This is a genomic window from Rhodobacter sp. SGA-6-6, from assembly GCF_011043545.1.
Lineage (GTDB): Bacteria > Pseudomonadota > Alphaproteobacteria > Rhodobacterales > Rhodobacteraceae > Pseudogemmobacter.
In genome coordinates this window covers 75,878-99,583 of record NZ_JAAKGP010000010.1, presented here as the reverse complement: position 1 = coordinate 99,583, position 23,706 = coordinate 75,878, and the positions used below count along the sequence as shown (strand labels likewise).

22 protein-coding genes and 2 pseudogenes are annotated in these 23,706 nt (G+C 66.5%); 11 read left to right on the top strand and 13 right to left on the bottom strand.

The genetic code is table 11. The annotated features are described in order from the left end of the window. Positions 1-234: 234 nt before the first annotated feature. The 6 genes from G5B31_RS16455 (at position 235) to G5B31_RS16430 (ending at position 5,370) form a co-directional block, all read left to right on the top strand. Entirely contained in the window at positions 235-1,296 is a 1,062-nt protein-coding gene (locus G5B31_RS16455) for an ABC transporter ATP-binding protein (RefSeq protein WP_165019295.1), read from the top strand. Between the two features lie 53 nt (positions 1,297-1,349). Further along, positions 1,350-2,366, top strand: a complete 1,017-nt coding sequence (locus G5B31_RS16450; protein ID WP_165019294.1) for an extracellular solute-binding protein — start codon at positions 1,350-1,352, stop codon at positions 2,364-2,366. Between the two features lie 69 nt (positions 2,367-2,435). After that, the gene (locus G5B31_RS16445; RefSeq protein WP_165019293.1) at positions 2,436-3,335 is read left to right on the top strand and encodes an ABC transporter permease; all 900 of its coding nucleotides are present in this window, start codon (positions 2,436-2,438) and stop codon (positions 3,333-3,335) included. Further along, the gene (locus G5B31_RS16440) at positions 3,332-4,168 is read left to right on the top strand and encodes an ABC transporter permease (protein ID WP_165019292.1); all 837 of its coding nucleotides are present in this window, start codon (positions 3,332-3,334) and stop codon (positions 4,166-4,168) included. The genes G5B31_RS16445 and G5B31_RS16440 overlap by 4 nt, the downstream gene beginning before the upstream one ends. Positions 4,169-4,213: 45 nt before the next feature. Beyond that, positions 4,214-4,993, top strand: a complete 780-nt coding sequence (locus G5B31_RS16435; protein WP_165019291.1) for a 3-ketoacyl-ACP reductase — start codon at positions 4,214-4,216, stop codon at positions 4,991-4,993. A 2-nt stretch (positions 4,994-4,995) separates the two neighbouring features. Next, positions 4,996-5,370, top strand: a complete 375-nt coding sequence (locus G5B31_RS16430; protein WP_165019290.1) for a RidA family protein — start codon at positions 4,996-4,998, stop codon at positions 5,368-5,370. 70 nt (positions 5,371-5,440) lie between these two features. Here the strand turns inward: G5B31_RS16430 and G5B31_RS16425 are convergent, their stop codons facing one another. Genes G5B31_RS16425 through G5B31_RS16405 form a run of 5 tightly spaced genes read right to left on the bottom strand, consistent with a single transcriptional unit; the run spans position 5,441 to position 11,288 of the window. After that, on the bottom strand, positions 5,441-7,132 hold the full coding sequence (locus tag G5B31_RS16425) for a methylmalonyl-CoA mutase family protein (RefSeq protein ID WP_165019289.1): 1,692 nt from the start codon (positions 7,130-7,132) through the stop codon (positions 5,441-5,443). Further along, positions 7,122-8,159 carry a methylmalonyl Co-A mutase-associated GTPase MeaB gene (gene meaB / locus G5B31_RS16420; protein WP_165019288.1) on the bottom strand — a complete coding sequence of 346 codons (1,038 nt, stop codon included), beginning with the start codon at positions 8,157-8,159 and terminating at the stop codon, positions 7,122-7,124. Before meaB ends, G5B31_RS16425 begins: the two co-directional genes overlap by 11 nt. 3 nt (positions 8,160-8,162) lie before the next feature. Beyond that, positions 8,163-9,350, bottom strand: coding sequence for a thiolase family protein (locus G5B31_RS16415; protein WP_165019287.1), 1,188 nt, complete (start codon positions 9,348-9,350; stop codon positions 8,163-8,165). Continuing rightward, positions 9,347-10,882: a class I adenylate-forming enzyme family protein gene (locus G5B31_RS16410; protein WP_165019286.1), complete on the bottom strand. Its 1,536-nt coding sequence runs from the start codon at positions 10,880-10,882 to the stop codon at positions 9,347-9,349. Before G5B31_RS16410 ends, G5B31_RS16415 begins: the two co-directional genes overlap by 4 nt. After that, complete coding sequence (locus G5B31_RS16405) at positions 10,872-11,288, bottom strand: cobalamin B12-binding domain-containing protein (protein WP_165019285.1); 417 nt, start codon at positions 11,286-11,288, stop codon at positions 10,872-10,874. The genes G5B31_RS16410 and G5B31_RS16405 overlap by 11 nt, the downstream gene beginning before the upstream one ends. A 286-nt stretch (positions 11,289-11,574) precedes the next feature. Here G5B31_RS16405 and G5B31_RS16400 point away from each other — a divergent pair, with 286 nt between their 5' ends. Then, complete coding sequence (locus G5B31_RS16400) at positions 11,575-12,471, top strand: LysR family transcriptional regulator (protein WP_165019284.1); 897 nt, start codon at positions 11,575-11,577, stop codon at positions 12,469-12,471. 36 nt (positions 12,472-12,507) lie between these two features. On the opposite strand, the gene G5B31_RS16395 is transcribed toward G5B31_RS16400, so the two are convergent. The 4 genes and pseudogenes from G5B31_RS16395 to G5B31_RS16385 all read right to left on the bottom strand — a co-directional run bounded on the left by G5B31_RS16395 (position 12,508) and on the right by G5B31_RS16385 (position 15,215). Then, on the bottom strand, positions 12,508-14,235 hold the full coding sequence (locus tag G5B31_RS16395) for an FAD-dependent oxidoreductase (RefSeq protein WP_205911987.1): 1,728 nt from the start codon (positions 14,233-14,235) through the stop codon (positions 12,508-12,510). Between the two features lie 99 nt (positions 14,236-14,334). Continuing rightward, the gene (locus G5B31_RS21260; RefSeq protein WP_240904464.1) at positions 14,335-14,613 is read right to left on the bottom strand and encodes a hypothetical protein; all 279 of its coding nucleotides are present in this window, start codon (positions 14,611-14,613) and stop codon (positions 14,335-14,337) included. Between the two features lie 31 nt (positions 14,614-14,644). Further along, positions 14,645-14,827, bottom strand: a pseudogene (locus tag G5B31_RS21255) (Arm DNA-binding domain-containing protein); the annotation flags it as partial. Positions 14,828-14,837: 10 nt separating this feature from the next. Beyond that, positions 14,838-15,215 (bottom strand): hypothetical protein, encoded by a 378-nt coding sequence (locus G5B31_RS16385; protein ID WP_165019283.1) that lies wholly within the window; start codon positions 15,213-15,215, stop codon positions 14,838-14,840. A gap of 90 nt (positions 15,216-15,305) precedes the next feature. On the opposite strand from G5B31_RS16385, the gene G5B31_RS16380 reads away from it, so the two are divergent. Continuing rightward, positions 15,306-15,524 carry a hypothetical protein gene (locus tag G5B31_RS16380; protein WP_165019282.1) on the top strand — a complete coding sequence of 73 codons (219 nt, stop codon included), beginning with the start codon at positions 15,306-15,308 and terminating at the stop codon, positions 15,522-15,524. Positions 15,525-15,567: 43 nt separating this feature from the next. Here the strand turns inward: G5B31_RS16380 and G5B31_RS16375 are convergent, their stop codons facing one another. Next, positions 15,568-15,729 (bottom strand): hypothetical protein, encoded by a 162-nt coding sequence (locus G5B31_RS16375; protein WP_165019281.1) that lies wholly within the window; start codon positions 15,727-15,729, stop codon positions 15,568-15,570. Positions 15,730-15,905: 176 nt separating this feature from the next. Between G5B31_RS16375 and G5B31_RS16370 the strand changes: the two genes are divergently transcribed. Next, on the top strand, positions 15,906-16,154 hold the full coding sequence (locus G5B31_RS16370; protein ID WP_165019280.1) for a hypothetical protein: 249 nt from the start codon (positions 15,906-15,908) through the stop codon (positions 16,152-16,154). A 254-nt stretch (positions 16,155-16,408) separates the two neighbouring features. Here G5B31_RS16370 and G5B31_RS16365 read toward each other — a convergent pair. Continuing rightward, a pseudogene (locus G5B31_RS16365) lies at positions 16,409-17,629 on the bottom strand (ABC transporter substrate-binding protein). Between the two features lie 150 nt (positions 17,630-17,779). Further along, complete coding sequence (gene torT / locus G5B31_RS16360; protein WP_165019279.1) at positions 17,780-18,856, bottom strand: TMAO reductase system periplasmic protein TorT; 1,077 nt, start codon at positions 18,854-18,856, stop codon at positions 17,780-17,782. A gap of 75 nt (positions 18,857-18,931) precedes the next feature. On the opposite strand from torT, the gene G5B31_RS16355 reads away from it, so the two are divergent. Further along, positions 18,932-21,844, top strand: coding sequence for an ATP-binding protein (locus tag G5B31_RS16355; RefSeq protein ID WP_165019278.1), 2,913 nt, complete (start codon positions 18,932-18,934; stop codon positions 21,842-21,844). Here the strand turns inward: G5B31_RS16355 and G5B31_RS16350 are convergent. Next, positions 21,817-22,521: a response regulator gene (locus G5B31_RS16350; protein ID WP_165019277.1), complete on the bottom strand. Its 705-nt coding sequence runs from the start codon at positions 22,519-22,521 to the stop codon at positions 21,817-21,819. The two genes, G5B31_RS16355 and G5B31_RS16350, sit on opposite strands and share 28 nt — an antisense overlap. Positions 22,522-22,771: 250 nt before the next feature. Between G5B31_RS16350 and G5B31_RS16345 the strand changes: the two genes are divergently transcribed. After that, positions 22,772-23,695, top strand: a complete 924-nt coding sequence (locus G5B31_RS16345) for an ABC transporter substrate-binding protein (RefSeq protein WP_165019298.1) — start codon at positions 22,772-22,774, stop codon at positions 23,693-23,695. Positions 23,696-23,706 lie beyond the last annotated feature (11 nt).

Below are 23,706 nucleotides of genomic sequence, written 5' to 3'. Positions count from 1 at the left end.
TCGAGAAGCTTTGACCTACGATGTTCATCGACAAATCTTGGTCTGCGAATGGCCGATAGCGCGGTCGCGGAGACCGTTTCGGCAACGACGAGCCACCGCATTATTCAGCCTGATAGCACGCATAAACAATCGCTAATTGCCGATCCGCCACAAACTGGAAAGACTGGTTTGTATCCGGAGCGGGCAGGGAAACCGGGCCGATAACCCGACAATGAGAAAGACGGGGTAGCAGACTTGAGTTCGATCCGCATCGAAAACCTGAACATGTTCTACGGGGCCTATCAGGCGCTGTCCGACATCTCCATGTCGGTGCGTTCCGGCACCCTGACCGCGGTGCTCGGCCCCAGCGGATCGGGCAAGAGCACCATGCTGTCCATCCTGGCCGGCATCAACCTGCCGTCGTCCGGCCGCATCCTGGTGGACGACCGCGACGTGACGTTCCTGCCTTCTGCGGAACGCAATGTGGGACTGGTGTTCCAAAGCTATGCGCTGTTTCCGCATCTCTCGGTCTACGAGAACGTGGCCTTCCCGCTGCGTGTCCGGCGTTTCCCCGAAGCCCAGATCCGACCCCGCGTCATGGAAGCGCTGGAGCGCGTTCGCATCACCGATTTCGCCCGCCGCAAGCCTGCGCAGCTTTCGGGAGGCCAGCAACAGCGTGTGGCCATCGCACGGGCTATCGTCTTCCAGCCGAGTGTCCTTCTGCTGGACGAACCCTTGGCAGCGCTGGACCGCAAGCTGCGCGAGGAGGTGCGGCTGGAGCTGCGTCATCTGCAGCGCGAGCTTGGGATCACCACTCTGCTGGTCACGCACGACCAGGACGAGGCGATGTCGATGGCCGACGAGGTGGTGATCATGTCGGAAGGCCGCATCCAGCAGATCGCCGAGCCGCGGCAGGCCTATCACGAACCTGCCAACGAATTCGTGGCGGGCTTCCTCGGCGTCGCCAACGTGTTTCGCGGCCCGCTGCGCTCGGCAGCGGAGGGAGTCTTCATCGAACTGCCCGGTGGCGAGCGCATCAGCGCACATCCTCCAGGCAATGGCATCAAGGGTGGCGACGCAACGGTGGGAATCCTGCGGCCCGAGCAGATCGCGATCGTCGAGCCCGGCGCGACGGGCTCGGTCGCGGCCATAGTGCGCGAGACCGTCTTCCTGGGCGAAGGCGTCCGGGTGCATTTGCAAAGCGAGGGCGGGTTCGACTTCGTCGTCCAGACCGCCCAGACCAAACGAGACTTCCCGGCGGGTAGCCGGGTGGGGCTGGCATGGAACCCGGAGGATCTCTGGCTGCTGGCGAGCTGACAAGAAAAACAAGGCCCGGGCAGACCGGGGTTCAACAACATGGGAGAGATGACATGAAAAACAACCTCGCGGTTGGCTGGCTTGCTGTTGCCGCCGCTTCCCTGTCCTCTGCGGCCACGGCTGAACCGGCCAAGGTGCTGCGCATCCTTACCGCCGGGGGAGAATGGACCGATGCGGTGCAGAAATGCGTCGATGCGCCCTTCACCGAGAAATACGGCATCGCCGTCGAACTCGAAACTCCGGCGGGCTTTGCCAAGCTGGCCGGCAAGGTCCAGGCGGGCGCCGTCGATGTCGCGCTGATGGACCTCGAGACCACCGAACTGGAGCGCGCCCAGGCCTCGGGCATGCTCGATCCCATCAACTGGGAGGCGGTGGCGCCGTTCGAGATGTTTCCGGACGCGCAGAAACCCTATGGTTTCGCCCATACCTACTTCTCGACCATCATGGCCTGGCGCCCGGACGCGAAGGCGCCGACCACTTGGCAGGAGTTCTTCGATACCGAGAACTTCCCGGGCAAGCGCGCGCTGCCGGACTATCCCGGCTACGTGCTGGCCTTCGCGGCACTGGCCGATGGCGTGCCGCCGGAAGAACTGTTCCCGCTCGACCTGGACCGCGCGTTCAAGACGCTGGAGCGGGTGAAGGGCGACGTGATCTGGTGGTCGGCCGGCGGGCAGGTGGCCCAGCTTCTGGAAGACAACGAGGCGCAATATGCGATCGGCTGGTCCGGCCGGATCGTGAACAAGGACACGCTCGCCCATTCGTTCAAGGGCGGGATGCTGGAAACCTCGTGGTGGGGCGTGCCGAAAGAGTCGGACCCAGCGATGCAGGAAGCGGCGATGCTCTACCTGCACGAATATTCCGATCCCGAGAAACAGGCCTGCGTCGCCCAGTATATCAGCTATACCGGCCCCAGCCCGGCGCTGGATCCGCTGCTGCCGCAGGACCGTCTGCACCAGTTCCCCAACTACAAGGAGAACCGGGATGTCCAGTTCGTGACCGACGGCAAGTGGTGGTTCGACAACGCCGATGAGGTCGAGCGCCGCTGGCAGGAATTCAAGCTGGCGCAATAAGTGCCGACACGCTGGCCTGCCTCCTGGGGCAGGCCAGCGTTTCCCCATCCGGGCAGTTGCGGAGACCCCATGACCAACCAGACCCAGACCAGCAGGACCGCCTCCGGCCGATATCCGGCCGGTGCCGCCCGTGCGGTGCGACCTGCCGCCAGACGACAGCCGAGCGGTTTCGTCTGGGTGCTGCCGCTGTTGCTGCTGGTCGGCTTCGTCTTCAACCTGCCGCTCCTGATGACTGCCGCCTCCAGCCTGCTCGACCAGAAGACCGGGGCGGTCACGGTGGCGAACTTCCAGGAGGTTGCGGCCTCCAAGGTCTATCTGCCGGTGGTCTGGCGCACCATCCGCATCGCCCTTGTCGTGTCGTTCGCCTGTGCGCTGATCGGCTATCCGCTGGCCTATTGGATGACCGGACTTTCGCGGCGTGGCCAGACCGTGGCGCTGGCGATCATCGTGACCTCGTTCTGGGTCTCGATCCTGGTGCGGACCTATGCCTGGATCGTGGTTCTCGGCAATTCCGGCATCGTGAACCGCTTCCTGATGTCGACCGGGCTGACCGAGAAGCCGGTGGAGTTCCTCTACAACGAACTTGGCGTGGCCATCGGCATGATCAACGTGCTGCTGCCCTTCATGCTGCTGCCGCTGTTCGCGGCGATGCTTCAGGTGGATCCGCGCCTGCGGCAGATCGCCTATACGATGGGCGCCTCGTCGTTCCAGTTCTTCTGGCGGGTGTTCTTTCCGCTGACGCTGCCCGCCCTGGGGGCGACCTTCATCCTGATCTCGATCCTCAGCCTCGGCTTCTACATTACGCCGGCGATCCTGGGCGGCGGCAAGGTGCCGCTGATCGCGAATATGCTGGACATCCTGATCAACCAGTTCCCGCGCTGGAACCTCGCTGCCGCGATCTCGCTGGTGCTGCTGGTGCTGACCGTCGGGCTTTTCGTCGCCTACCAACGCCTGCGGAGGGTGGAATGAACGCGCATCTCGCAGCAAGCCGGCGCCGGGAACGGCTGCGGCGCCTGCCCCTGGCCACCGTGGGCATCCTGGTGCTGCTGTTCCTGGCCCTGCCGATCATCGTCGTGGTGCCGATGTCGTTCTCCAGCGCGGAGTCGCTGCGCTTTCCGCCGCCCGGCCTGTCGCTGCGCTGGTATGAGGCGTTCTTCAGCGATCCGCTGTGGCTGGAAGCCGCGCTGAATTCGCTGATCATCGGGGTGAGTTCCAGCACCCTTGCCCTCGGCCTTGGCACGCTTGCGGCCTACGGCATCGTCCGCGGAACTTTCAGGGGGCGCGGCGCACTGGAGACCAACTTCATCTCGCCGATGATCCTGCCGCCGGTGATCATCGCGGTGGCGCTCTACATCTTCTATGCCCGGATCGGCATCCTGGGGAACTATCTGGCGCTGATCGCTGCGCATGTGGTGATCGCTGCTCCCTATGTTGTGCTGCTGATGACGCTGGCGATACGGTCCTTCGACGTGCGGGTCGAACAGGTGGCCCTGACGCTGGGGGCAAGCCGCTGGCAGATGATGACCCGGATCCTGATGCCGAACCTGCTGCCGAATGCCGCCGCCGCCTGGCTGTTCGCCTTCGTGATCAGCTTCGACGAGGTGGTGGTGACGCTGTTCGTCTCCGGCACCCATCTCACCATTCCGAAGCGGATGTTCAACCAGCTGGTGCTTCAGATCAACCCGACCATCACTGCCATCGCCACCATCCTCATCGGCTTCAGCCTTGTCGCGGTCGCGCTGGCCGCCTGGCTGAACCGGGGAAGCGGCTTCGTTCCCAAGGCGGAGGGCGAGGGGCATTGACCCCCGCATCCACAACCGATTTCTTGACTGATCAGGGAGAATATCATGTCACAGAGTGAAAGCCCGATCGCCTTCATCACCGGGGGCAGGAGCGGCATCGGCCGCGGCATCGCCTGGGCGTTGGCCGAGAACGGCTTCGATGTCGTCATCAACGACATCGCCGAGGACGAGGAAGCCGCCGCCGCCATCGAAGGCGTGAAAGCGCGCGGCCAGCGGGCCGCCTTCGTGAAGGGCGACGTGTCCGATCTGGATGCGCAGGAAGCCATCGTCGAGGCGGCCTGGAACGCCTTCGGTCGCATCGACACGCTGGTCAACAACGCCGGCGTGGGCGCGATGGTGCGGGGCGATCTGCTGGAAGTGTCGGTCGAAAGCTACAACCGCTGCCTGAACGTCAACCTGCGCTCGCATTTCTTCATGACGCAGAAGGTTGCCAAGCGGATGATCGCCGCGCCGTCGAACCATTACCGCAGCATCATCTGCATCTCGTCGAGCGGGGCGAAGATCGCAAGCATCCTGCGCGGCGAATACTGCATCTCGAAGGCTGGCATGACCATGCTCTCGCAGCTTTTCGCCACGCGGCTGGCGGAAGAGGGCATCGCCGTCCACGAAATCCGTCCCGGCCTGATCCGCACTGGCATGACCTCGGCCCCGGCGGTGGTGGCGCGCTACGACGACATGATGGCCAAGGGCTTCACGCCCATCAATCGCTGGGGCTCGCCCGAGGATGTGGGCCGCGGCGTCGCCACGCTGGCGAAAGGCACGTTCGGCTTCTCGACCGGCGGGCATTTCGACATCGACGGCGGCATGCACATGCACCTGCTCTGACCATGGCCGGGATCAGGGCTTTCTCCCCCGGGCCGACCGGGGGCTATGCGCAGGCGGTCGAGGTGTCGGGCGCCAGCCGGATGGTCTTCGTCAGCGGCCAGACCGCCGAGGCGGCCGACGGTTCGCTGCCCGAGGGCTTCGCCGCGCAGTGCCGTGCCGCCTGGACAAATGTCGAGGCGCGTCTGGCCGCGGCGGGGCTGACGCTGGACCATCTGGTGAACGTCACCGTCTTCCTGGCCGACCCGGCCTTCGCGGCCGAGAACCGGGTGGTCCGCGGCGAGGTGCTGGGCAAGCGGACCCCGGCGCTGACCGTGGTGTCCGCCCGGCTGCTCGATCCCGCCTGGCTGGTCGAGATCAATGCGGTGGCGATGGCTTGACGCTATCGGAAATGATGAAAGGGGCGCCCCAAGCCGGAGGCGCCCCTTTTCCGTTCGGCCTAACCGGCGCTCAGAATGCCACCGACGGCTCGAAGGTGCCATAGGCCCGCCGCCAGCGCTCGCAGATCTCGCCCACCGTCGCATAGGCCCGAACCGCCTCCAGCACGGCGGGCATCTGGTTCTCGCCCTGCTCGCAGGCCTTGTCGATCGCCGCCAGTGCGCGCTGCACCCTGTCGTTGTCGCGGGTGCGGCGGATTTCGGCGGTGCGGGCGTGCTGGCGCTCGGTGGTCGAGGGGTCCATGCGGAAGGCGGTGTTCGGCACGTTGGGCTTTTCTGGATACATGTTCACCGTGACCCAGGGCCGCTGCCCACTGTCCAGCCGCTTCTGCCGCAGCTGAGCGCCGCGGTTCATGATCTCGCGTCCAAAGCCGCTGTCGATCACCCGCAGCGCACCGCCGATCTCGTCGATGCGGGCGATCTGCGCCCACATGTCTTCGGCAGTGGTCTTGGTCAGAGTCTCGACGAAATACGATCCGCCCAGGGGGTCGATGGTGTCGGTGAAGCCGTGCTCCTGCGCCAGGATCTGCTGCGTGCGGATAGCGACGCGGACAGTTTCCTCGGTCGGTGTGCTGACCGCCTCGTCGTAGGAAGCGATATAGACGTAGCTCGCCCCGCCCAGCACATAGGCCAGGGTGCCGAAGCCGATGCGGACGATGTTATTCAGCGGTTCCTGAAGGGTTTCCTGACCGTGGCCGTAGACCGTGGTCTTCAGTGCCAGCGATGCCGTCGCCTGGGCGCCATAGCGTTCGCGCAAGAGCCGCGCCCAGGTCCGCCGCAGCGCCCGCAGGTTGGCGACCGAGACGAAGAAATCGTGCCGCTCGTCGGGGAACATGTGGAACAGCGGTGCCACCTTGTCGATGGGCAGGCCGCGCGCGACCAGCAGGTCGAGGTAGTGGATCGCATTGGCCAGCGCCAGCGAGGCGCCCCAGGTCGACCCCGCGCCGCCGGCGTTCAGGTGGTTGTAGCAGACGGTGATCGGCGACCAGTGCGGCGCATGTTCGGCACACCAGACCACCGGGTCCACCGCCAGCCGCGCCGCCGGCTCCGCCGGGATGATCTGGGTGCCGCGGGCGAGATATTCCTTCAGCGGATCATTCTGGAGATTGACAGTATACTGGCTGTAGTCCAGCCCCTGCTTCTCGCCGAGGGCGGCATAGAGCGCCGCTACGATCGGGCCGATGGCATTGCCCAGCGTGCCGACCCGCTTGACCGAGTTCAGCGGGATGCCGTCGAACAGCAGCTCCATGTCGGCCAGAGTGTCGATGGAGACGCCGACCTTGCCGACCTCACCCGCCGACATCAGGTCGTCTGAATCATAGCCGCACTGGGTGGGCAGGTCGAAGGCGACGAGGATTTGTTCGACGCCCAGTCCGATCAGCTTCCTGAACCGCTTGTTGCATTCCACCGCCTCGCCATAGCCCGAATAGGCCGAAACGACGAAAGGCTCGGTCCGATACATGGTGGGCGAGTCGCCGCGGGTGAACGGGTACTGCCCCGGGAAGCCGACATCGCGGTCATGGTCGAAGCCGATCTCTTCCAGCGAGGCGGGCGAGTAGAGCGGTTCGATCTTCTTGCCGATATCCACCTCGAAGCTGCGGCGCTCGGGCGTTTGCGCGGTTGCGGGTGCGTAGAGCTGCTCCAGCCAGTCCTGATGCGCCTTCTGGATGTCGGAGGGGGAGGGAGCTTGCCTGTCATCGGGCATGGGGCGGGCCTTTGTCCTGTAAAATCTGGTCGGTTGCGGAGTGAACGTCCAGCGCGCCGGAAAGAACCCGGTCGATCCAGTCCGTCAGCGCGCCGGCATGGTCGTCTTGTTGCAGCCGGTCGAAAAGCCGCTGCTTCAGCAGCGCCACAAGTTGCAGCTTCACCCTTTCGCGCCGGCGGCGCTTGCCGGCCGGGCTTTGCCGCAGCCATGTGCCGAAGGTGGAGAGCCACTCCGTCAGCTCGCCGACCGACTGGCCGCTCAGGGCCGAGACCGCGAGAACCGGCGGATGCCAGGCGCCGCCCGGATCCTCCGGCGCGCCGTAGCGGGCCGAGAGCAGCTTGCGCGTGGCGCCCGGGATCGAGACCATCATCGAACGGTCGGCTTGCGGCCCGCTGGCCCCCGGAAGACCAGGAAACACCAGCGCCAGCATGGTCGACAGATCGCGCGCCACGCTGGCCGCACCCGGCAAATCGCCCTTGTTGACGACATAGATATCGCCCACCTCCAGCAGGCCCGCCTTGGCAGCCTGGACGGAATCGCCAAGGCCCGGGACCGAGACGACCAAGGTGCAATCGGCAACGAAGGCGACCTCCACCTCGTTCTGTCCGACACCTACCGTCTCGATCAGAATGCGGCTGGCGCCATGGCCGGCCATCACCGTGCAGAGATCGAGCGCGGCGGCATTGAGGCCGCCGGAATGCCCGCGCGCCGACATCGAGCGGATGAATATCCGGTCGTTTCCCTCGCTGCGGGTCATCCGCACCCGGTCGCCCAGCACGGCGCCACCCGAGAAGGGGCTGGCTGGGTCGATGGCAAGAACGGCCACCGTTTCGCCCATCCCCGCCCAGTGGGCGGCAAGAGCATCGACCAGCGTGGACTTGCCCGCGCCCGGCGGGCCGGTCACGCCGATCACCAGGGCATTGCTGCCGGCCCGGCTACAGTCCCGCAAGATGTCGCGCCAGTTGCCGCTCCGGTTCTCGACCCGGGTCAGGGCGGAGGCAAGCTGGCGGCGGACGAGCAGGTCCATGGCTCAGCCGACGTCCAGCAACAGCGCGTCGCCCTGACCGAAGCCGCCGCAGATCGATGCGACGCCCAGCCCGCCGCCGGTGCGGCGCAAGCCCATGGCAAGGGTCATTGCGATCCGCGCCCCGCTGGCGCCGAGGGGATGGCCGAGCGCCACCGCGCCGCCGGCGAGATTGGTGCGCGTCTGAATCGCCTCGGCCGCAGCTTGGTTGCGGTCGGTCAGGAACAGCGTGCTGACGAGCGGCGTGGCGGCGAAGGCCTCGTTGATCTCGAAACGGGACACGTCGGCGAGCGTTCGGCCTGCGCGCTCGAGCAGTTTCGCAATAGCCACTGCGGGCATGTAGGATCCCGAGGTCGCCCCCCCCGCGACCTGCACATGGCCCAGAACCTGCGCCAGCGGCTCCAGCCCGTGCGCCCGGGCGAAACCACGGGTCGCCAGAACCATGAACGCCGCACCGTCGTTCAGGCCGGGTGCATTGCCGGGGGTTACGGTGGGGCTGTCGTAGACGGTTTTCAGCTTCGCCAGGCGCTCGGGCGTCAGGTCGGATCGCGGCGATTCATCCTGGGCAAGCCGGGCTTCGGGCAGGTCGATGGCGAACCTCTCGGCATCGTAGTGGCCCTCTGCCTCTGCCGTCAGCGCCGAACGGTGGCTGCGCAGCGCCCAGTCGTCCTGCGCCTGCCGGTCCACGCCCATGGCAACCGCTTCCTCGCCGGTATAGCGGGCAATTGCCTTGTCGAGGAAGTCGGCCCTGAGAGTCAGCGGATCGGACACATCGACGGCACCGGGCCTGATACCGCGCTGCCGGGGCCAGAGGAAGGGCGTGTTGCTGAGGCTCTCGAAGCCGCCGCACATCACGGCACCGGCCTGACCCGTCAGCAGTTCGCGCCAGCCGAGACCGATGGCAGTCAACCCCGAACAGCAGGCCCGGTCGACACCCAGCGACGGCAAGGTTTCGGGCAGGCCCGAGTGCTCCAGCAGCGCCTGGCGGGTTGCCGTCAGCCGGTTCGCCCCGATCATGCCGATGCCGGCAAACAGCGCGTCCAGCTCCTCTCCCGGCAGCCCGCTGCGTCGCAGGGCCTCGGCCATGGCCAGTCCGCCCAACCGGGGAGCCGACAGGGATTTCAGCGCGCCGCCGAAGCGCCCGAAGGGCGTGCGGGCCACCGAAAGAATGACGATGTCGCTGTCGGCGGTCATGCTTCCACCCCAAGCTTCTGATGGACCCAGTCGCGGATCGCCGCCTTGTCGACCTTGCCGTTGCCGGTGCGGGGCAGGGCGGGCATTGCCAGCCAGCGGCGCGGAGTCCGTATTCCGAGCAGTGGCTTGCAATGAGCCTCGCAGAACGTCATCGAAAGCTCGGTGCCCGGGTCGGCCACCACGACGGCCACCGCCACCTCGCCGAAATCAGGGTCGGGAATGCCGACGACAGCGGCTTCGCGCACGCCGGCCAGCCCCGAGAGACAGGCTTCGACCTCGGCCGGATAGATGTTGAAACCGCCCGAGATCAGCATCTCCTTCGAGCGGCCGACGATGTAGATGAAACCGTCGTTGTCCCGCCGCGCCAGATCGCCGGACCAGAGCCAGCCGTCCCGCAACACCTTCGCGGTTTCCTCAGGACGGTTCCAGTAACCCTGCATCACATGCTCGGCCTGAATGGTGATTTCGCCGATCTCGCCCGCGGGAACGGGGTTGCCGTCCGGCGCGCGCAGCACGATGTCGACAAAGCTGTAGGGCCGTCCGATGCAGCCCAGCCGGGGCTTGCCCGCATCCGGCCCCGCCGCGACCAGATGGTCCTCGGCCGTCAGGAAGGCGCAGGTCATCATTGCCTCGGTCAGACCATAGTTATGGGTCAGCACCTTGCCCCAGCGGGTCAGGGCCTTTTCCAGCGTGTTGCCCTGGATGGCCTCGGCGCCGTAGCCGACCCAGCGTATCGAGGTGAGGTCGTGGCGGTCGATGGACGGGTCGTTCAGGATGCGGGTCAGCACGGTCGGAACGCAGCTGAATGCGGTAATCCGCTCGGCCTCGATGGTGGGCAAAAGCACATCCAAACTTCCGCCGGGTACGATCACGTTCGTTGCTCCCCGCAGCAGGAACGGCGTTGCATAGGTTCCGCTGGCATGGGTCAGCGGGCCGATATGCGCCAGCCGGTCGGTCCCGCGGATATCGCGGTCGATCAGCATATTGCGATAGACGGCCTGCCAGTTGCGGTGGCTGAGCATGACGCCCTTCGGCACCCCCGAAGAGCCCGAGGTGTAGCTGATGCCGCACAGCGCATCGCGATCCTCCGCCGGCCTGGCCTCGGGGCCGTCGTGACGGCACAGCGCCTGCCAGTCCGGCCCGCCCTCGGCCTCGCCGTCGACCTGGCATATCCACAGGCCGCTGCCCGCCAGTCCGCTGGTACGGGCAACCGTCGCGCCATCGCAGAAGACTGCCCGGGCGCCGCAGTCGCCGACCACGCGTTCCGCCTCGAAGGTGGTGTAGCGCATGTTCAGCGGCACCCGCACCAGCCCCGCGCGCTCCAGTGCCAGCTGCAGGATAAGGTATTCCGCCCGGTTCTGCATGAAGAGACACACCCGGCTGCCCGGCGGCAGCCGTTCGGCAAGCCCCCCGGCGATCCGCGCGACAACCGTGTCGAGTTCGCCGAAACTCCAGCGCCTGGGGCCTTCGACAAGAGCGATACGGTCGCGGAATTTTGCAAATGCGTTTCGGATATGGGAATCAACGCCCATCGGAGCTTCCGTTGCTTTCTTCAGGGAATGATACGGCGGACTGAATGTATTCCGCGATTTCGGCGACACTGGTGCCGGACAGGAACACGCGCGACACACCGACGTTCTCGAGTTCGGGGATATCCTCCTGTGGAATGACCCCGCCGACCACCATCACGACTGATGAATCTAGCAGCGAACGCACCTTCGGAACCAGAGCCAGATGCGCGCCGGACAGGATGCTGATGCCGACGACATCCACATCCTCCTCCATGGCGATGCGCGCGATTTGCTCGGGTGTCCGGCGTATCCCGGTGTAGATGACCTCCATCCCTGCCTCGAGCAGCCCCCGCGCGACCACCCGCGCGCCCACGTCGTGGCCGTCGAGACCGACCTTCGCCATGAGAATCCGTATTTTTCGCGCCATATCAGGTTCGGCCAGTTTGTGCTTCAGGTCTGGGCAACTCTGGAAGGATCACTGCGTGATGACCAATAAAGTCTTCTGATGCGGCGCATAAACCCGCGTGAAGCGGCGCGATTTGCCTGCGAACTGTCGTCGCACTTTCGCAAAGCCGTTGCGGCGGGCGCCATTTCTACTATGATGTGGCGGACGACGAAAACAGTGGGCGGAGGGTGCAACTTCGATGGTTCGTGGGATTCCCTGCTTTGGTGCGCCGAAGGCCGGACGCGCGACTTGCATCGACAGGCAATAAATGGACTTCCGCCAAATCCAGTATTTTGTGGCTCTCTACGAGGAGAAGAGTATTACAAAGGCTGCAAAGCGCCTTCATGTGGTTCAGCCGGCAGTTTCAATGCAAATTCGCCGGATCGAAGAAGAATATGGCACTGTTCTTTTCGAGCGGACACCCGGTGGAGTTCTGCCTAATGACCGAGCGGCCGAGATCTATCCCCTCTGTCTCGAAGTCCTCGAAGGGGCGGCCGAGATCAGGCGGCGGCTGCGCAGTGGCCCGGGAAAGATAGCGGGTGGTCTTTCCGTCGGGGTCCCGCCGTCCATTGCGCGGGGCATACTGGTAGACATCCTCGCGGATTTTCAAAGGAAATTCCCCGATGTCCAGCTTTCGGTTTCGGAAGGATACAGCGTCCACCTTGTCGAATGGCTGCTGAACGGAAACCTCGACCTGGCCATTCTCGGCACATCGGAGAGCGACCCGCGACTGCATTCCGACCCGATCCTGACCGAAGAAATGCGGGTTTTGGTTGGACCGCAATCGGATATTCCGGGCGATGAGATTACTGGGAAGAACCTGATTGGGGTAAGTTTGATTCTACCTTCTTCCAAGAACCTCATTCGAATTCTGATAGAGGCGGAATTCAGAAAGGCCGGACTTAGTATCGTGCCGGAGATGGAAATCGACTCGCTTTCGACGGTATTTGCGCTGGTCAGAGGCTCCGGTCGCGCGACCCTTCTGCCGGCATCGTCCATCCGCGAGAGCGATTTGCGCGACGGAATGCGCAGTCTGCGTCTGGTGGAGCCGTCCATTAACCGGACGCTTGTTGCCACATTTCCGGTTCTCAAGCCGCCGTCCGCGGCTGCAAAGGAGTTCATAAAGGAATTTCAGTTGACACCTGTAACGGAAGGCGAGCTTTGACCCCGCTCTTCCGATCTGTCCGGTCATAGTTTTGGATCAGAACCGGGATACCGATTTTCCGGCGATGTATCCGAAGACCATCGCCGGACCGATGGTTATTCCGCCCCCGAGGCAGGCCCCCGAGAAGACATTGGCGGCATCGTTTCCGGCGGCATAGAGACGCGGTATGGCGCGGCCCTCCGCGTCCAGAACCTGTGCATCGGGATTGATCCGCAGCCCGATGAAGGGGCCGAAGTCGCCGGCATGGATCTCGACCGCATAGAAGGGCGGGGTGGCAAGCGGGGCAAGACAGGGGTTCGGCGTGTGCTCGTAGTCGCCTTGGAATGCGTTATAGGCGCTTTCGCCGCGGCGAAATTTCGGATCGCTGCCGGACGCTGCGTAGCGATTGAACTGCTCCAGTTCGTCGGAAAGCGCCTGTGACGGCAGACCCAGCCTTGCGGCGAGGTCGCCGAGGGTCTGCGCCCGGGTCAGATATCCCGAACGGAGGTGCGGGCGGAGGGGCAGGGGGAACGGTCGCGCAGCGCCCAGTCCGTATTTTCTGACGGCTCGGTGATCGGCAAGGAAGAACGCGCGCTTTTCCACCCCGTCGATTCCCTGACGGATCATCTCCTGCGCGACATCGTGGTAGGAGTTGCTCTCGTTGCAGAAGCGGCGGCCCGAACTGTCGACGGCGATGATGCCCGGCTTCGCCCGGTCCATGAAATGCGGATAAAGCAGGGTTTCGCCGCCGGCATTCCGATGCTTGGAAAAGACAGCCGTATAGGCAGGCGCAAGCGACCTTTCCTGGATCACCGCACCCATTGCAGCGGCCATGCGTGCGCCGTCTCCGGCGTTTTCCTCGGGGGCGATCGAAACCGTCTGTTCCTTCGGGAAGTAGCGCCGCCGCTTTTCGGGATCATGCGGGAAGCCGCCGGAAGCGAGGATGACACCCCGGCGCGCCTCGATCCGGATCGTTCGGCCGCTGCTTTCCACCAGCGCGCCCGTCGCGACACCGTCCTGCTGCTCCAGCCCGACCGCAGGGGTGGACAGCAGGATCGTCACGCCGTTGTCGAGCGCAGCCTTCGCCAGCCGGCCCATCAGCGCGTTCCCGTTGTAAAGCTTGACGCCCCGACCGTAGCGCAGGAGATCGAACCCATATCCAGCAAGCGAGCGCAGCACGATTGCAGCCGATCTGAATGACTTCGTGGCATTGAGGAAGTGCTTCAGATGCGCACCCGAACCGACCAGCATCCCCAGAAAGGTCTGCTGCTTCAGCGGCGGCCGGAGGTTTTTCAGCCGGTCGCCGAGTGCCCGCCCGTCGAAAGGCTTGGCCACGAGGGACCGACCTCCCTTCGATCCGCCCGGATCATCGGGGAAGTAGTCTGCGAAGGTGCGATCCGCCAGAAACTGGACCTCGGTGTTTTCCTGAAGGAACCGAACCATTTCCGGCCCGTTCGCCAGATAGCTGCGCACCTGTTCCGGCTGGAAATACGCTCCGGTGTGATGGCGCACATAAAGCTCTGCACGCGCAGGATCGTCATCATGGCCCTCCGCTTCTGCAACCGGATTGCACGGAATCCAGATCCATCCGCCCGACAGCGCCGTGCTTCCGCCGAACCAGGCCGACTTTTCGACGACGACCACCTTCAGCCCGGCATGGGCCGCCGTCACCGCAGCGGTCAACCCGCCGGCACCCGCTCCGATGATCAGAACGTCACAAGTTTTCTGGAGCATGGAATGATCGTCGAACATGGTCAATAAATGCTGCCGTTTGGGTTTCGCCACGGACGATCCGCCCGATGCCCCTCGGGATCAAGAAACCTTCGGTTATGTGCGGTATAAGGCTTGCTGAATGCCATTTCAGCGGCCGCCGGGCGACCGCCGTCACAGCGTCGCATCGATCTCCGGCGACAGGCGGATTTCGCTGGCGCGGAAATAGCCGCACTTGGTGAGATCCTTGACCCGGCGCTTACCGATCAGGGGGACGATGCGCCGTTCTATGCGACCAAAATCCACTGTCGAAGTGGAAGTCTTCTTTGGGCGTCCGCCTTTGCCAAGGATGAGGCCCGCCTTCAGGTCGCCGACATAGAGATCGCAAAGTCCCTTGATCGTGAGAGCCTTCAGATCCAGTTGGCTCCTCTGCCGGGTCGTCGCCCTGGGCAATGCGGCCGAGTTGAACCTTGGCCTCCTGCCGCGCGGTTTCGGCGGTCCAGATGCCGTGCAGGCCTATGGTGTAGCGGCGTGACCGGCCGGCCGTCCGATATTGAAGAACGTAACTGCGACAGCCCGAGGCAAAGACACGGAGGCCGAAACCGGGCAGGTCATCGTCCCAGATCACATAGTCCTTCTCATGGGTTTCGGCGGCATCTACAGTCATTTTCGTGAGCTTAGTCATGGCGGCTTTCCTCTGACGGGGCCGCGTTCCGCGTAAGCACCACGTAAGCAGCAGGGAGTAAACTGGAGCGTGCCGCAGGATAGCCCAGGCAGAGTGGATTTTCAAATTGTCTTTTATTTACAGTATGATGGCGTGTCATGGCGTATCCTTTCGTAGCGTGGCGCAAGGCAATCGTAAAAACTCCGAAGGCAGAGGTCACAGGTTCGAATCCTGTCGGGTGCGCCAAGATAATCCGCAAAATATTGATTTCAGAAAGATAATCCGAAGCAGGATTTCTGGTGCCGGCCGATCCGCCGTGTCGCAACACCAAAGGCAGCGCGGCGATGTCCGCCAGCCCCCGCAGGGCGGCCATCTCGCCCGGCTCAGGCATCGGCGTTCAGGCGCGGAATACGCTCGACCAGCGAAAGAGGGTTGCCCGACTCGCCCGATAGTGGTGCGATGCTTTGAGGGAGGATGTGCGATGGATGACCGCTGGATCACCGTCCGCAGGATCGTTTGCCTGACCGAGACCGGCGAGCGGGTCATGGTCTTTCGCTTGCTGCGGACCCGTCACCTGCCCGGGCAGCGCCGCCATCGGTATGTGCTGTCCAACAGCAACCGCGTGGTCGTGGCGCCCGACAGCAAATTCAGGATCGCGGGAACGAAGCTGGTCCTTCAGCCGATCCTGGTGATGCACTGAGCGAAAGAACGGCGGGATCAGGACCCCGCCGTCTTGCCGCAGACTACTGGCGCTGCGGCTGCTGGGGCTGTTGCCCCGGCTGTTGCTGACCGGGCTGCTTCTGCCCCGGGTCCTGCTGCTGCTGCTGCCCGGGCGAGGGCTGGCGGTTCGGGTCCTGGGTCTGCTGGCCGGGTTGGCCGGGCTGGTTCCTGGTCGGGTCTGCCATGGCTTTGCACTCCTCGTGATAAGAACCGGCGCCAAGCGCCGATACCTCCTCAATCGCTGTCGTGCTCAAATGTTCCCATCGCGCCAGGCGCCCCCGGGGGCCGGAACCCGAGGGCCTGCTTTCGGATTGATCCTTGCAGCCTCCGGTTCCCGGAGACGACAGATCAGGAGGAAACCATGGCCAAGTCCCCGGATGTTCCCAGCCCGAAGACGAACGACCTGCCGCCAGCCGACGAGCCGGTCTTCGACCGCGGCGACGATGATCTGCCGTGGCCGCAGGACGAAACCCTGCCCGCGGACGACGAGGGCAACATCCTTCCCGGCAACGATCCGCTCGATGAGGATCCGAACGACAATGGGCCTGAAGAGCAGTTCGATCCCGAGGACATCCGGCAGCGCCGGGCGCTGGACGATTCTGCCGGCTAGCAAAGTTCCCGGTTCGCTAAGGCTCGGTCGGGGGCTCCGGCCTTCCCTGCCGTTGTGCCGGCCCGGCCGCAGGGCCTTCTTCGGCCTCCGCCCGCGGGCAGGTGCCGAGGGTCCTTTCCCGGGCCGCCGCGTAATCTGCCCGGTGCTTTTGCTCCATCCGCAGATGGAACAGCGAACTGCGGGCCGAAGATGGGTGCGCAGCGGCTTCGGGCCGGCGCAGCCGCAGCCGGGCAAGGAACGAAGGGCGCGCGGGGTCAGTCATGCCGCATCCCCGCGGCCGCCAGGTATCGCTTCAGGATCTCGCCGTGGCGGTCATACCAGCCGGTGACCGAGACCAGCTCCCGGATCCGCGCCTTGCCCCCCTGCAGCTCGACCACCGGCCAGTTGCCGACCAGCGCGTTCGAGATGCCGAAGATCTCCTCCCCCCACCATTCGGCGGGGCCGAAGACATGGGCGCGCTGGCCGCCCGCCTTCATCGCGGCCAGCACCTCGGCCGGCGCCACGGTTCCCGCCTGCTCGGCGGCGGCGCACCACAGGTCCAGCGTCGCGGCATATTGCCAGCTGACCGAACTCCATTGCCCGGGATGGCGGCGCTGGTATTCGGCATGGAAGTCGTTGGGGCGGTCGAAGGCGATCCCGGGCCGGTTCAGCGCCGGATCGTCGAAATCGGGGAACTGGAAGATCGTGCCTTCCATGAATTCCTCGGAGGTGCGGGCGATGATCCGGTCGTAGAAATCCAGCGTGCAGGACAGGATCTACCCGGCGAAGCCCTGCCGGAACAGCTGTTCGCAGATCGGCAGGACGTAGTCGGGATAGCAGGTGTCGAGGCAGACGATCTGCGGCCCGCCGGACAGCATCCGCCGGACCAGCGGGGCGAAATCGGCGGTGGCGGGGTCGAAGAACAGCGGCTCGCCGGTCATGCGGATGCCCGCCGCCTCGAAGGCCGCCAGATAGGTGGCGACCGAGGGCAGGCCGAAGACATCGTCCTGCGCGCAGATCGCGGCGGTCTTCAGATGCGGCCGGTTGCGCGCCAGCCAGTCGACCCCGGTGACATTGTAGACCGGATGCACCTCGGCGGGCGCGATCAGCGTCGTCGTCGTGGGGCCGAGGTCCGAGGGCAGCAGGGTCGAGCAGAGCATCCCGCTCTCCTGCACGACCGGCTCGACCCCGGGCCAGCTGTCGCCGCCCAGCATCATGATGAAGCTGACGCCCTCGTCCCGGATCAGCCGCCTTGCGCCGATCCGGGCCAGGGCGGGGTCGTATTCGTCGTCGAAGGCCACGATCTCGACGGGAAGGCTCTCGCCGCCGATGCGGATGCCGCCTTCGGCGTTGATCCATTCCGCGCGCAGGAGGCTGCCGTCCAACCCGGGCTTGCCCCAGGCCGCGACCGGGCCGCTGAGCGGGCCGAGAAGCCCGATCCGCACGCTTTTGCCGCCGGCCCGCAGCCGTCCCGGCAGCAGGCCCGTGCCCAGCATCCCGAGGCCGGAGCCGATCAGCCCGCGGCGGCTGAACCAGCCGGGCCGGAACCGCCTGACGCGGGGGCTTTCGCGGATGAACATCTCTGGCAACGGGTCCGGGGAAGGGATCGCGCCATTAGGGGCGGCGCCGGCACCGACTGTCAAACATTATTCCGCAGGGGAAACATCTCCGCCGGTTCGGGACGGCTCCGCCGAGAAGACCGGGGTGAAGTCGGCGGGGGCCAGCGTGTTCGCCGCGTCGTAGCTGCCGATATTCTCCCCGGTCACGGTGACGATGCGGGGGCCGGCATGGCGCACGACCAGCTTGCCCTCGATCGCGCGCACCGCCATCTCCACCGCCAGCCGCCCCTGCATCACCGGGAAGTCGCTGGGGGCGGCGATGATGCGCCCGCGCCGGATCCCGCGGTGCACGGCATGGGTCATGTAGTCCGAGATCACGCCGATCCCCCCGCGCCCGCGCGACCGCAGGATCGAGACCGCCGCCTCGGCCATCGGGCCGCTGCCGACCAGGTAGTCGATATGGTCCACCTCATCGAGAACCTCCTCGATCAGCAGGACCTGCTCTTCCCGGCCGGTGTCGCCGTGCTTGACCGCCACCACCCGGGCGGAACTGCCGGCGATGGCCTCGCGGAAGCCTTCCTCGACGAACCGCACCCAGCCCGCACCCTCGGGGCCGGGGAACCAGGCCACGTCGACCGGCGCGCTGCCCTTGGGATGGCGTTCGGCCAGCACGCGGCCGGCGGCTGCCCCCATCTCGCGCCAGGGCACGCTGGACTTGGCGGCGATCCCTTCCGGCGCGATGTCGTTCACCGCGGCGATCACCGGGATCCGTTCGGAAATCCGCCGCAGCACCGGGGTCAGCCCGTCCCAGGAGACCGTCCCGACGATCAGCGCATCGGCGCCCGAGGCGGCGCAGGCCTCGGCCTGCTCGATCTGGCGGGCGAGGTTGGGATAGCCGCCCGCCTCATACAGCGTGAAGCCGACGCCGAGCCGTGCCGCCTCGTCCGCCATGCCGTGGTTCACGCTCAGCCAGTAGGCGTCCTTCAGATGCGGATAGAGGATGCACAGCTTCCAGGGCTGCGACGCCCGTTCCAGCGGCCGGTAGGACAGCGGGTCGGTCGGGCTGGCGTCGTCCATCGGGATGCGGGGAACCTCCAGCTCCCAGGTCTCGGCCCGAAGGGGCGCGGCCAGGGCCAGCAGCAGGGTCAGGATCGGCAGGCGCATTTTTCGCGTGGCCTCGCGGCGGTTCCGTGCAACCTTTCCCGCAAACCGGCCCGGAGGAAAGGGGGAAACAGGAAGATGTGGCGCGGCACCGGACTGGGCGCGAAGCTGCTGCTGGCCTTTCTCGTCATCGTCGGCCTGCCGGCGGCGGCGGGGCTGGCGGGCTGGCTGGAGCTGCGCAGCGTCGCCCGCACGCAGGAGGCGGTTACCGGGCAGACCATCCCGGCGCTGGCCGACGTGCGCGGCTTCACCGAGGCCAGCGCCCGGATCGTAGCGGTGGCGCCGGAACTCTCGGCCGTGCGCACCGAGGACGAACGGCGCGAGCGCACGGCCTGGCTGATGGGCCAGACCGATCTGATGAACGCCAGGATCGCGCGCTACCGGGTGACCGACCCCGAGGCCATCGACGCGCTGGCCGATGCCGTGGCCGACCTGCGCCTTGCCATCGGCGTGCTGGACCTGGTGGTGCAGCGCCGCATCCTTGCCCGCGCCAGCCTGCGCCAGCGGCTCGACGAGGGGCTGGCCGCGGCGGCCGAACTGGGCGGCATCGCCGATACGCTGGTGGCCAATGCCGAGGCCGCCGCCTCGGCGGTGATCTCGAACCTCTACGAGATCGACGGCGCGGGCGAGGCGGCGGCCGAGGCGCGGCTGGCGGCGCTGGACAAGCTGATGGAGGTCGACCTGTTCCAGCTGAGCCTGATGTTCGAGCTGCGGGCGCAGGCTTCGGAACTGGGGCTGCTGCTGAACCGCCTGGCTGCCCTGACCGAACGCGGGGCCGGGGGCGAAGCCGAGCTTGCCGCGATCCGGGCCGAGATGGACCGCCGGCTGGCCATCGTCGGCCGCAGGGTGCAGACCATCCCGGACCCGGTGCGCGCCAACCGGGCGCTGGCGCTGCTGACGCCGATCCGCTCGGGTCTGGCGCGCACCCCCGGCGCACGCGGGGCAGGGGCGCCCGACGTGCTGGACGCGACGGAAACCCTGCTGGGCCTCGACAGCCGGATCGAGGCGGCGCAGGCCACCGTGCTGGAGGCGGCGGCGCGGCTCGACCAGGGGGCGGCGGTGCTGGCCGCCTCGGTCCAGGATCGTGCCACGGCGGCGGGGGAAGAGGTGCAGTCCGCGCTGAGCCTGACCAGCCGCCTGCAGACCTGGGGCGCGGCCACCGCGCTGGTGGTCTCGCTTGCCGTGCTGTGGTTCTACGTGCGCGGCAACATCACCCGCCGACTGGACCGGCTGTCGCTGTCGATGGGCCGGCTGGCCGAAGGGCATATCGGCGACCCGGTGCATCCCCGCGGCGGCGACGAGATCGCCGGGATGGAGCGCGCGGTCGAGGTCTTCCGCCAGCAGGCGCTGCAGAACCGCGCGCTGGAGGAGGAACGCGTCCGCCACCTGGCCGAACTGCACCAGCACCGGAACGAGTTGCAGAGCCTTGTCGATGCGCAGACCGAAAGCCTGCGCCGCGAGGTTTCGGCCCATGCCGTGGCGCGCGAACGGGCCGAGGCGGCGGATCGGGCGAAATCCGAATTCCTGGCGATGATGAGCCACGAGATACGCACCCCGATGAACGGGGTCCTCGGGATGCTGCGGGGCCTGCCGCGCGACGGGCTGAGCCGGGTCCAGAGCGAGCGGCTTGCGGCGCTGGAACAATCCAGCGACCGGCTGATGGTGATCCTGGGCGACATCCTCGACTTCATCCGCGACGAGACCGGCGCCGAGCCCGCCCGCCGCGAAAGCTTCTCGCTGGCCGAGGTGGTCCGCGATGCGGAAGGGCTGCTGGCGCCGGTCGCGCGGCAGAAGGGGCTTGGCTTCCGCATCGACCTGCCGGACCCGATGCCCGGTTTCGTCCTTGGCGACCGGGGGCGGCTGCGGCAGATCCTGATCAACCTTTTGTCCAATGCGATCAAGTTCACCGCTGCGGGCGAGGTGGCGCTGCATCTGACCGCCACACCCGCGCAGGACGGGCATGACCTGACCTTCCGGGTCAGCGACACCGGCAAGGGCATCGGCCCCGCCGCGCTGGAGCGCATCTTCGAGCCGTTCGAGCAGGAGGACGGCCAGACCGCCCGGCAGTTCGGCGGCACCGGCCTGGGGCTGGCGATCTGCCGCCGCTTCGCCACGGCCATGGGCGGCCGCCTTTCGGTCGACAGCCGCCCGGGCGAGGGCGCCGTCTTCACGCTGGAGCTGCACCTGCCGGAGGGGCGGGCCGCGCCGGCCGAGACCCCCGCGCCGCTGCCCGCGATCCGGCCGCTGTCGCTTCTGGTGGTGGAGGATCACCCGATCAACCGCATGGTGGCCGAGGCGCATCTGGCGCCGATGGGCCACCACCTGACCATGGTCGCCACGGGCGAGGAGGCGGTCGCCCTTGCCGCGCAGCAGGATTTCGACGCGGTGCTGATGGATGTGAACCTGCCCGGCATCTCGGGGACCGAGGCGACGCGGCGCATCCGCGCCCTGGCCGATCCGGCCCGCGCCGCTGTCCCTGTGATCGGGCTGTCCGCCCATGTCGGCGGCGCGGCGGTCGCGGCCAACCTGGAGGCCGGGATGTCGGCGATGGTGGCCAAGCCGCTGTCGCCGGAGCGGCTGGCGCGGGCGCTGGCCGTCGCCAGCGGCGCGACGGCGGAGGGGGAGGGCAGGGATGTGCTGGCCGCGGCGCTGGCCGACCTGCCGGCCGAAACCGTGGCCGGGCTGACCCGTCTCTTCCTCGACCAGATCGGCCCCGGGCTGGAGGCGATCCTTGCCGCGCATCGGGACGGCGATCTTGCCCGGCTGTCGCGCGAGGCGCATCAGCTGGGCAGCGCGGCGGGGAACTTCGACCTGCCGCGCCTTGTCGCGGACCTGCAACGGATCGACCGGCTGGCGCGCGACGGCGGCGACGGGGCCGCGCTCGATGCCACCCTCGCCACCCTGCCGCGGCGGGCGGGCGAGGCGCGGGCCGCGCTGGAACAGGCGCTCGACCGGATCGGGGATCAGTCGAAGAGGGCGGTGAACACATAGCCCTCGCCATGCGCGGTGGCGAGGATGCGCGGCGCCCGGGGATCGTCGCCCAGCTTGGCGCGCAGCCGCTGCACCAGCACGTCGGTGCTGCGCGGGTTCACCCCGCTGCGCCTTTGGGTGACGGCGGCGGCCAGCCTTTCGCGGTCCAGCACGATGCCGGGATTGCCGACGAAGACCCGCAGCAGCTCGTATTCCGCGCGGGTCAGCGGGATGACCGTGCCGTCGCGGTCCGTCAATTGCCGGATGGTCGGGTCGAAGCCGAAGCCGTCGAAGCGGAAGCTCTTGCGCGACAGCGCCCGCAGGGCATGGGTGCGGCGCAGCAGGTTCTTGATCCGCGCCAGCAATTCGCGCCGGTTGAACGGCTTGCAGACATAGTCGTCGGCGCCAAGCTCCAGCCCGACGATCCGGTCCACCTCGTCGGTGCGGCCCGAGATCAGGATGATGCCGATCTCGGACCGGCTGCGCAGGTCGCGGGTGATCTCCAACCCGTCGCGGCCCTTCAGGTTGATGTCGACCAGCAGCAGGTCCGGCTCGTCCCGGGCAAGGATCGCCTCGGCCTCTTCGGCGGAATCGGTCTCGGACACCCGGTAGCCGAAGCTGTCCAGATAGCTTGCCAGCGTCTTGCGGGTGACGGGTTCGTCCTCGACGATCAGGATATGCGGGGTCTTGCTGCTCATCGGGCTTTCGGTCGGGGGAGATGCGGGCGGAACGGCTGGCGGAACCGGGCACCGGGAACCGCATCCTGTTTACAATCTTTTACAATTTAATCCAGCGCGTTCACAGCCGGGGGCTTACAGCGTAACAACTGCGCTTCAGCATGGTGTCAGGGAGGCGCAACCTTCCGCCAATGCCGCGCCCGGTCCACCGGAAACCGCGGATCAACAACAGGGATGCACCATGACCAGAACCAGCCGCGTCACGCGGGCCATGACGCTTGCGCTTGCGCCTTTCGCCGTCGCCGGGATCGCCTCGGCCGAGGATTCGTCGGACCCGATCGTGATCCCGATCCACAACTGGTCCAGCCAGATCGTGATGAGCCATGCCATCGGCCAGATCTTCGAGGGCATGGGCAACTCGGTCGAATACGTCTCGACCGACAGCCAGGCCGTCTACGAGGCGATCCGCCTCGGCGATGCCGCGCTCGAGGTCGAGGTCTGGGAGGGCGCCTTCGGCGCCTCGTTCAACGCCGCGCTGGAAAAGGGCGGCATCCATGAGGCCGGCAACCACAACGCCATCACCCGCGAGGACTGGTGGTATCCGCTCTGGACCAAGGAGGCCTGCCCCGGCCTGCCGGACTGGGAGGCGCTGAACGCCTGCGCCGCCGTCTTCGCCACCCCCGAGACCGGCGAGAAGGGCCGTTTCCTCGGCGGCCCGGTCGACTGGCTGAAGCACGACGCCGAGAAGGTCGAGGCACTGGAGATGAACTTCACCGTGGTCAACGCCGGCTCGGCGGCTGCGCTTTGGGCCGAACTGGCCGCGGCCGAGAAGGACAAGACCCCGATCGTGATCTTCAACTGGACCCCGAACTTCGCCGAAGCCGTCTGGCCGGGCGAATTCGTGGACTTCCCGAAATGGGAAGCCGGCTGCGACACTGACCCGACCGTCGGCCCGCACCCCGACCGCACCTACGACTGCGGCAACCCCGCCGACGGCTATCTTAAGATCGCCGCCTGGGACGGGATGCCGGAGAAATGGCCGGCCGCCTATGCCGTGCTGCAGAAGGTCAGCTTCACCAACCCGCAGATCGCCGAGATGGCGAAGCTGGTCGATGTCGACGGGATGGAGCCCGAGGATGCCGCCACCGCCTGGCTCGAGGCCAACGAGGCGGTCTGGAAGCCCTGGGTGGAATGAGACCTGCGCGG

What these genes read in the sequence shown, in the direction of transcription:
- G5B31_RS16450 (WP_165019294.1), top strand. Translation starts at nt 1,350, where the DNA reads ATGAAAAACAACCTCGCGGTTGGCTGGCTTGCTGTTGCCGCCGCTTCC.
- G5B31_RS16445 (WP_165019293.1), top strand. Translation starts at nt 2,436, where the DNA reads ATGACCAACCAGACCCAGACCAGCAGGACCGCCTCCGGCCGATATCCG.
- G5B31_RS16440 (WP_165019292.1), top strand. Translation starts at nt 3,332, where the DNA reads ATGAACGCGCATCTCGCAGCAAGCCGGCGCCGGGAACGGCTGCGGCGC.
- G5B31_RS16435 (WP_165019291.1), top strand. Translation starts at nt 4,214, where the DNA reads ATGTCACAGAGTGAAAGCCCGATCGCCTTCATCACCGGGGGCAGGAGC.
- G5B31_RS16430 (WP_165019290.1), top strand. Translation starts at nt 4,996, where the DNA reads ATGGCCGGGATCAGGGCTTTCTCCCCCGGGCCGACCGGGGGCTATGCG.
- G5B31_RS16425 (WP_165019289.1), bottom strand. Translation starts at nt 7,132, where the DNA reads ATGCCCGATGACAGGCAAGCTCCCTCCCCCTCCGACATCCAGAAGGCG.
- meaB (WP_165019288.1), bottom strand. Translation starts at nt 8,159, where the DNA reads ATGGACCTGCTCGTCCGCCGCCAGCTTGCCTCCGCCCTGACCCGGGTC.
- G5B31_RS16415 (WP_165019287.1), bottom strand. Translation starts at nt 9,350, where the DNA reads ATGACCGCCGACAGCGACATCGTCATTCTTTCGGTGGCCCGCACGCCC.
- G5B31_RS16410 (WP_165019286.1), bottom strand. Translation starts at nt 10,882, where the DNA reads ATGGGCGTTGATTCCCATATCCGAAACGCATTTGCAAAATTCCGCGAC.
- G5B31_RS16405 (WP_165019285.1), bottom strand. Translation starts at nt 11,288, where the DNA reads ATGGCGCGAAAAATACGGATTCTCATGGCGAAGGTCGGTCTCGACGGC.
- G5B31_RS16400 (WP_165019284.1), top strand. Translation starts at nt 11,575, where the DNA reads ATGGACTTCCGCCAAATCCAGTATTTTGTGGCTCTCTACGAGGAGAAG.
- G5B31_RS16385 (WP_165019283.1), bottom strand. Translation starts at nt 15,215, where the DNA reads ATGCCTGAGCCGGGCGAGATGGCCGCCCTGCGGGGGCTGGCGGACATC.
- G5B31_RS16380 (WP_165019282.1), top strand. Translation starts at nt 15,306, where the DNA reads ATGGATGACCGCTGGATCACCGTCCGCAGGATCGTTTGCCTGACCGAG.
- G5B31_RS16375 (WP_165019281.1), bottom strand. Translation starts at nt 15,729, where the DNA reads ATGGCAGACCCGACCAGGAACCAGCCCGGCCAACCCGGCCAGCAGACC.
- G5B31_RS16370 (WP_165019280.1), top strand. Translation starts at nt 15,906, where the DNA reads ATGGCCAAGTCCCCGGATGTTCCCAGCCCGAAGACGAACGACCTGCCG.
- torT (WP_165019279.1), bottom strand. Translation starts at nt 18,856, where the DNA reads ATGCGCCTGCCGATCCTGACCCTGCTGCTGGCCCTGGCCGCGCCCCTT.
- G5B31_RS16355 (WP_165019278.1), top strand. Translation starts at nt 18,932, where the DNA reads ATGTGGCGCGGCACCGGACTGGGCGCGAAGCTGCTGCTGGCCTTTCTC.
- G5B31_RS16350 (WP_165019277.1), bottom strand. Translation starts at nt 22,521, where the DNA reads ATGAGCAGCAAGACCCCGCATATCCTGATCGTCGAGGACGAACCCGTC.
- G5B31_RS16345 (WP_165019298.1), top strand. Translation starts at nt 22,772, where the DNA reads ATGACGCTTGCGCTTGCGCCTTTCGCCGTCGCCGGGATCGCCTCGGCC.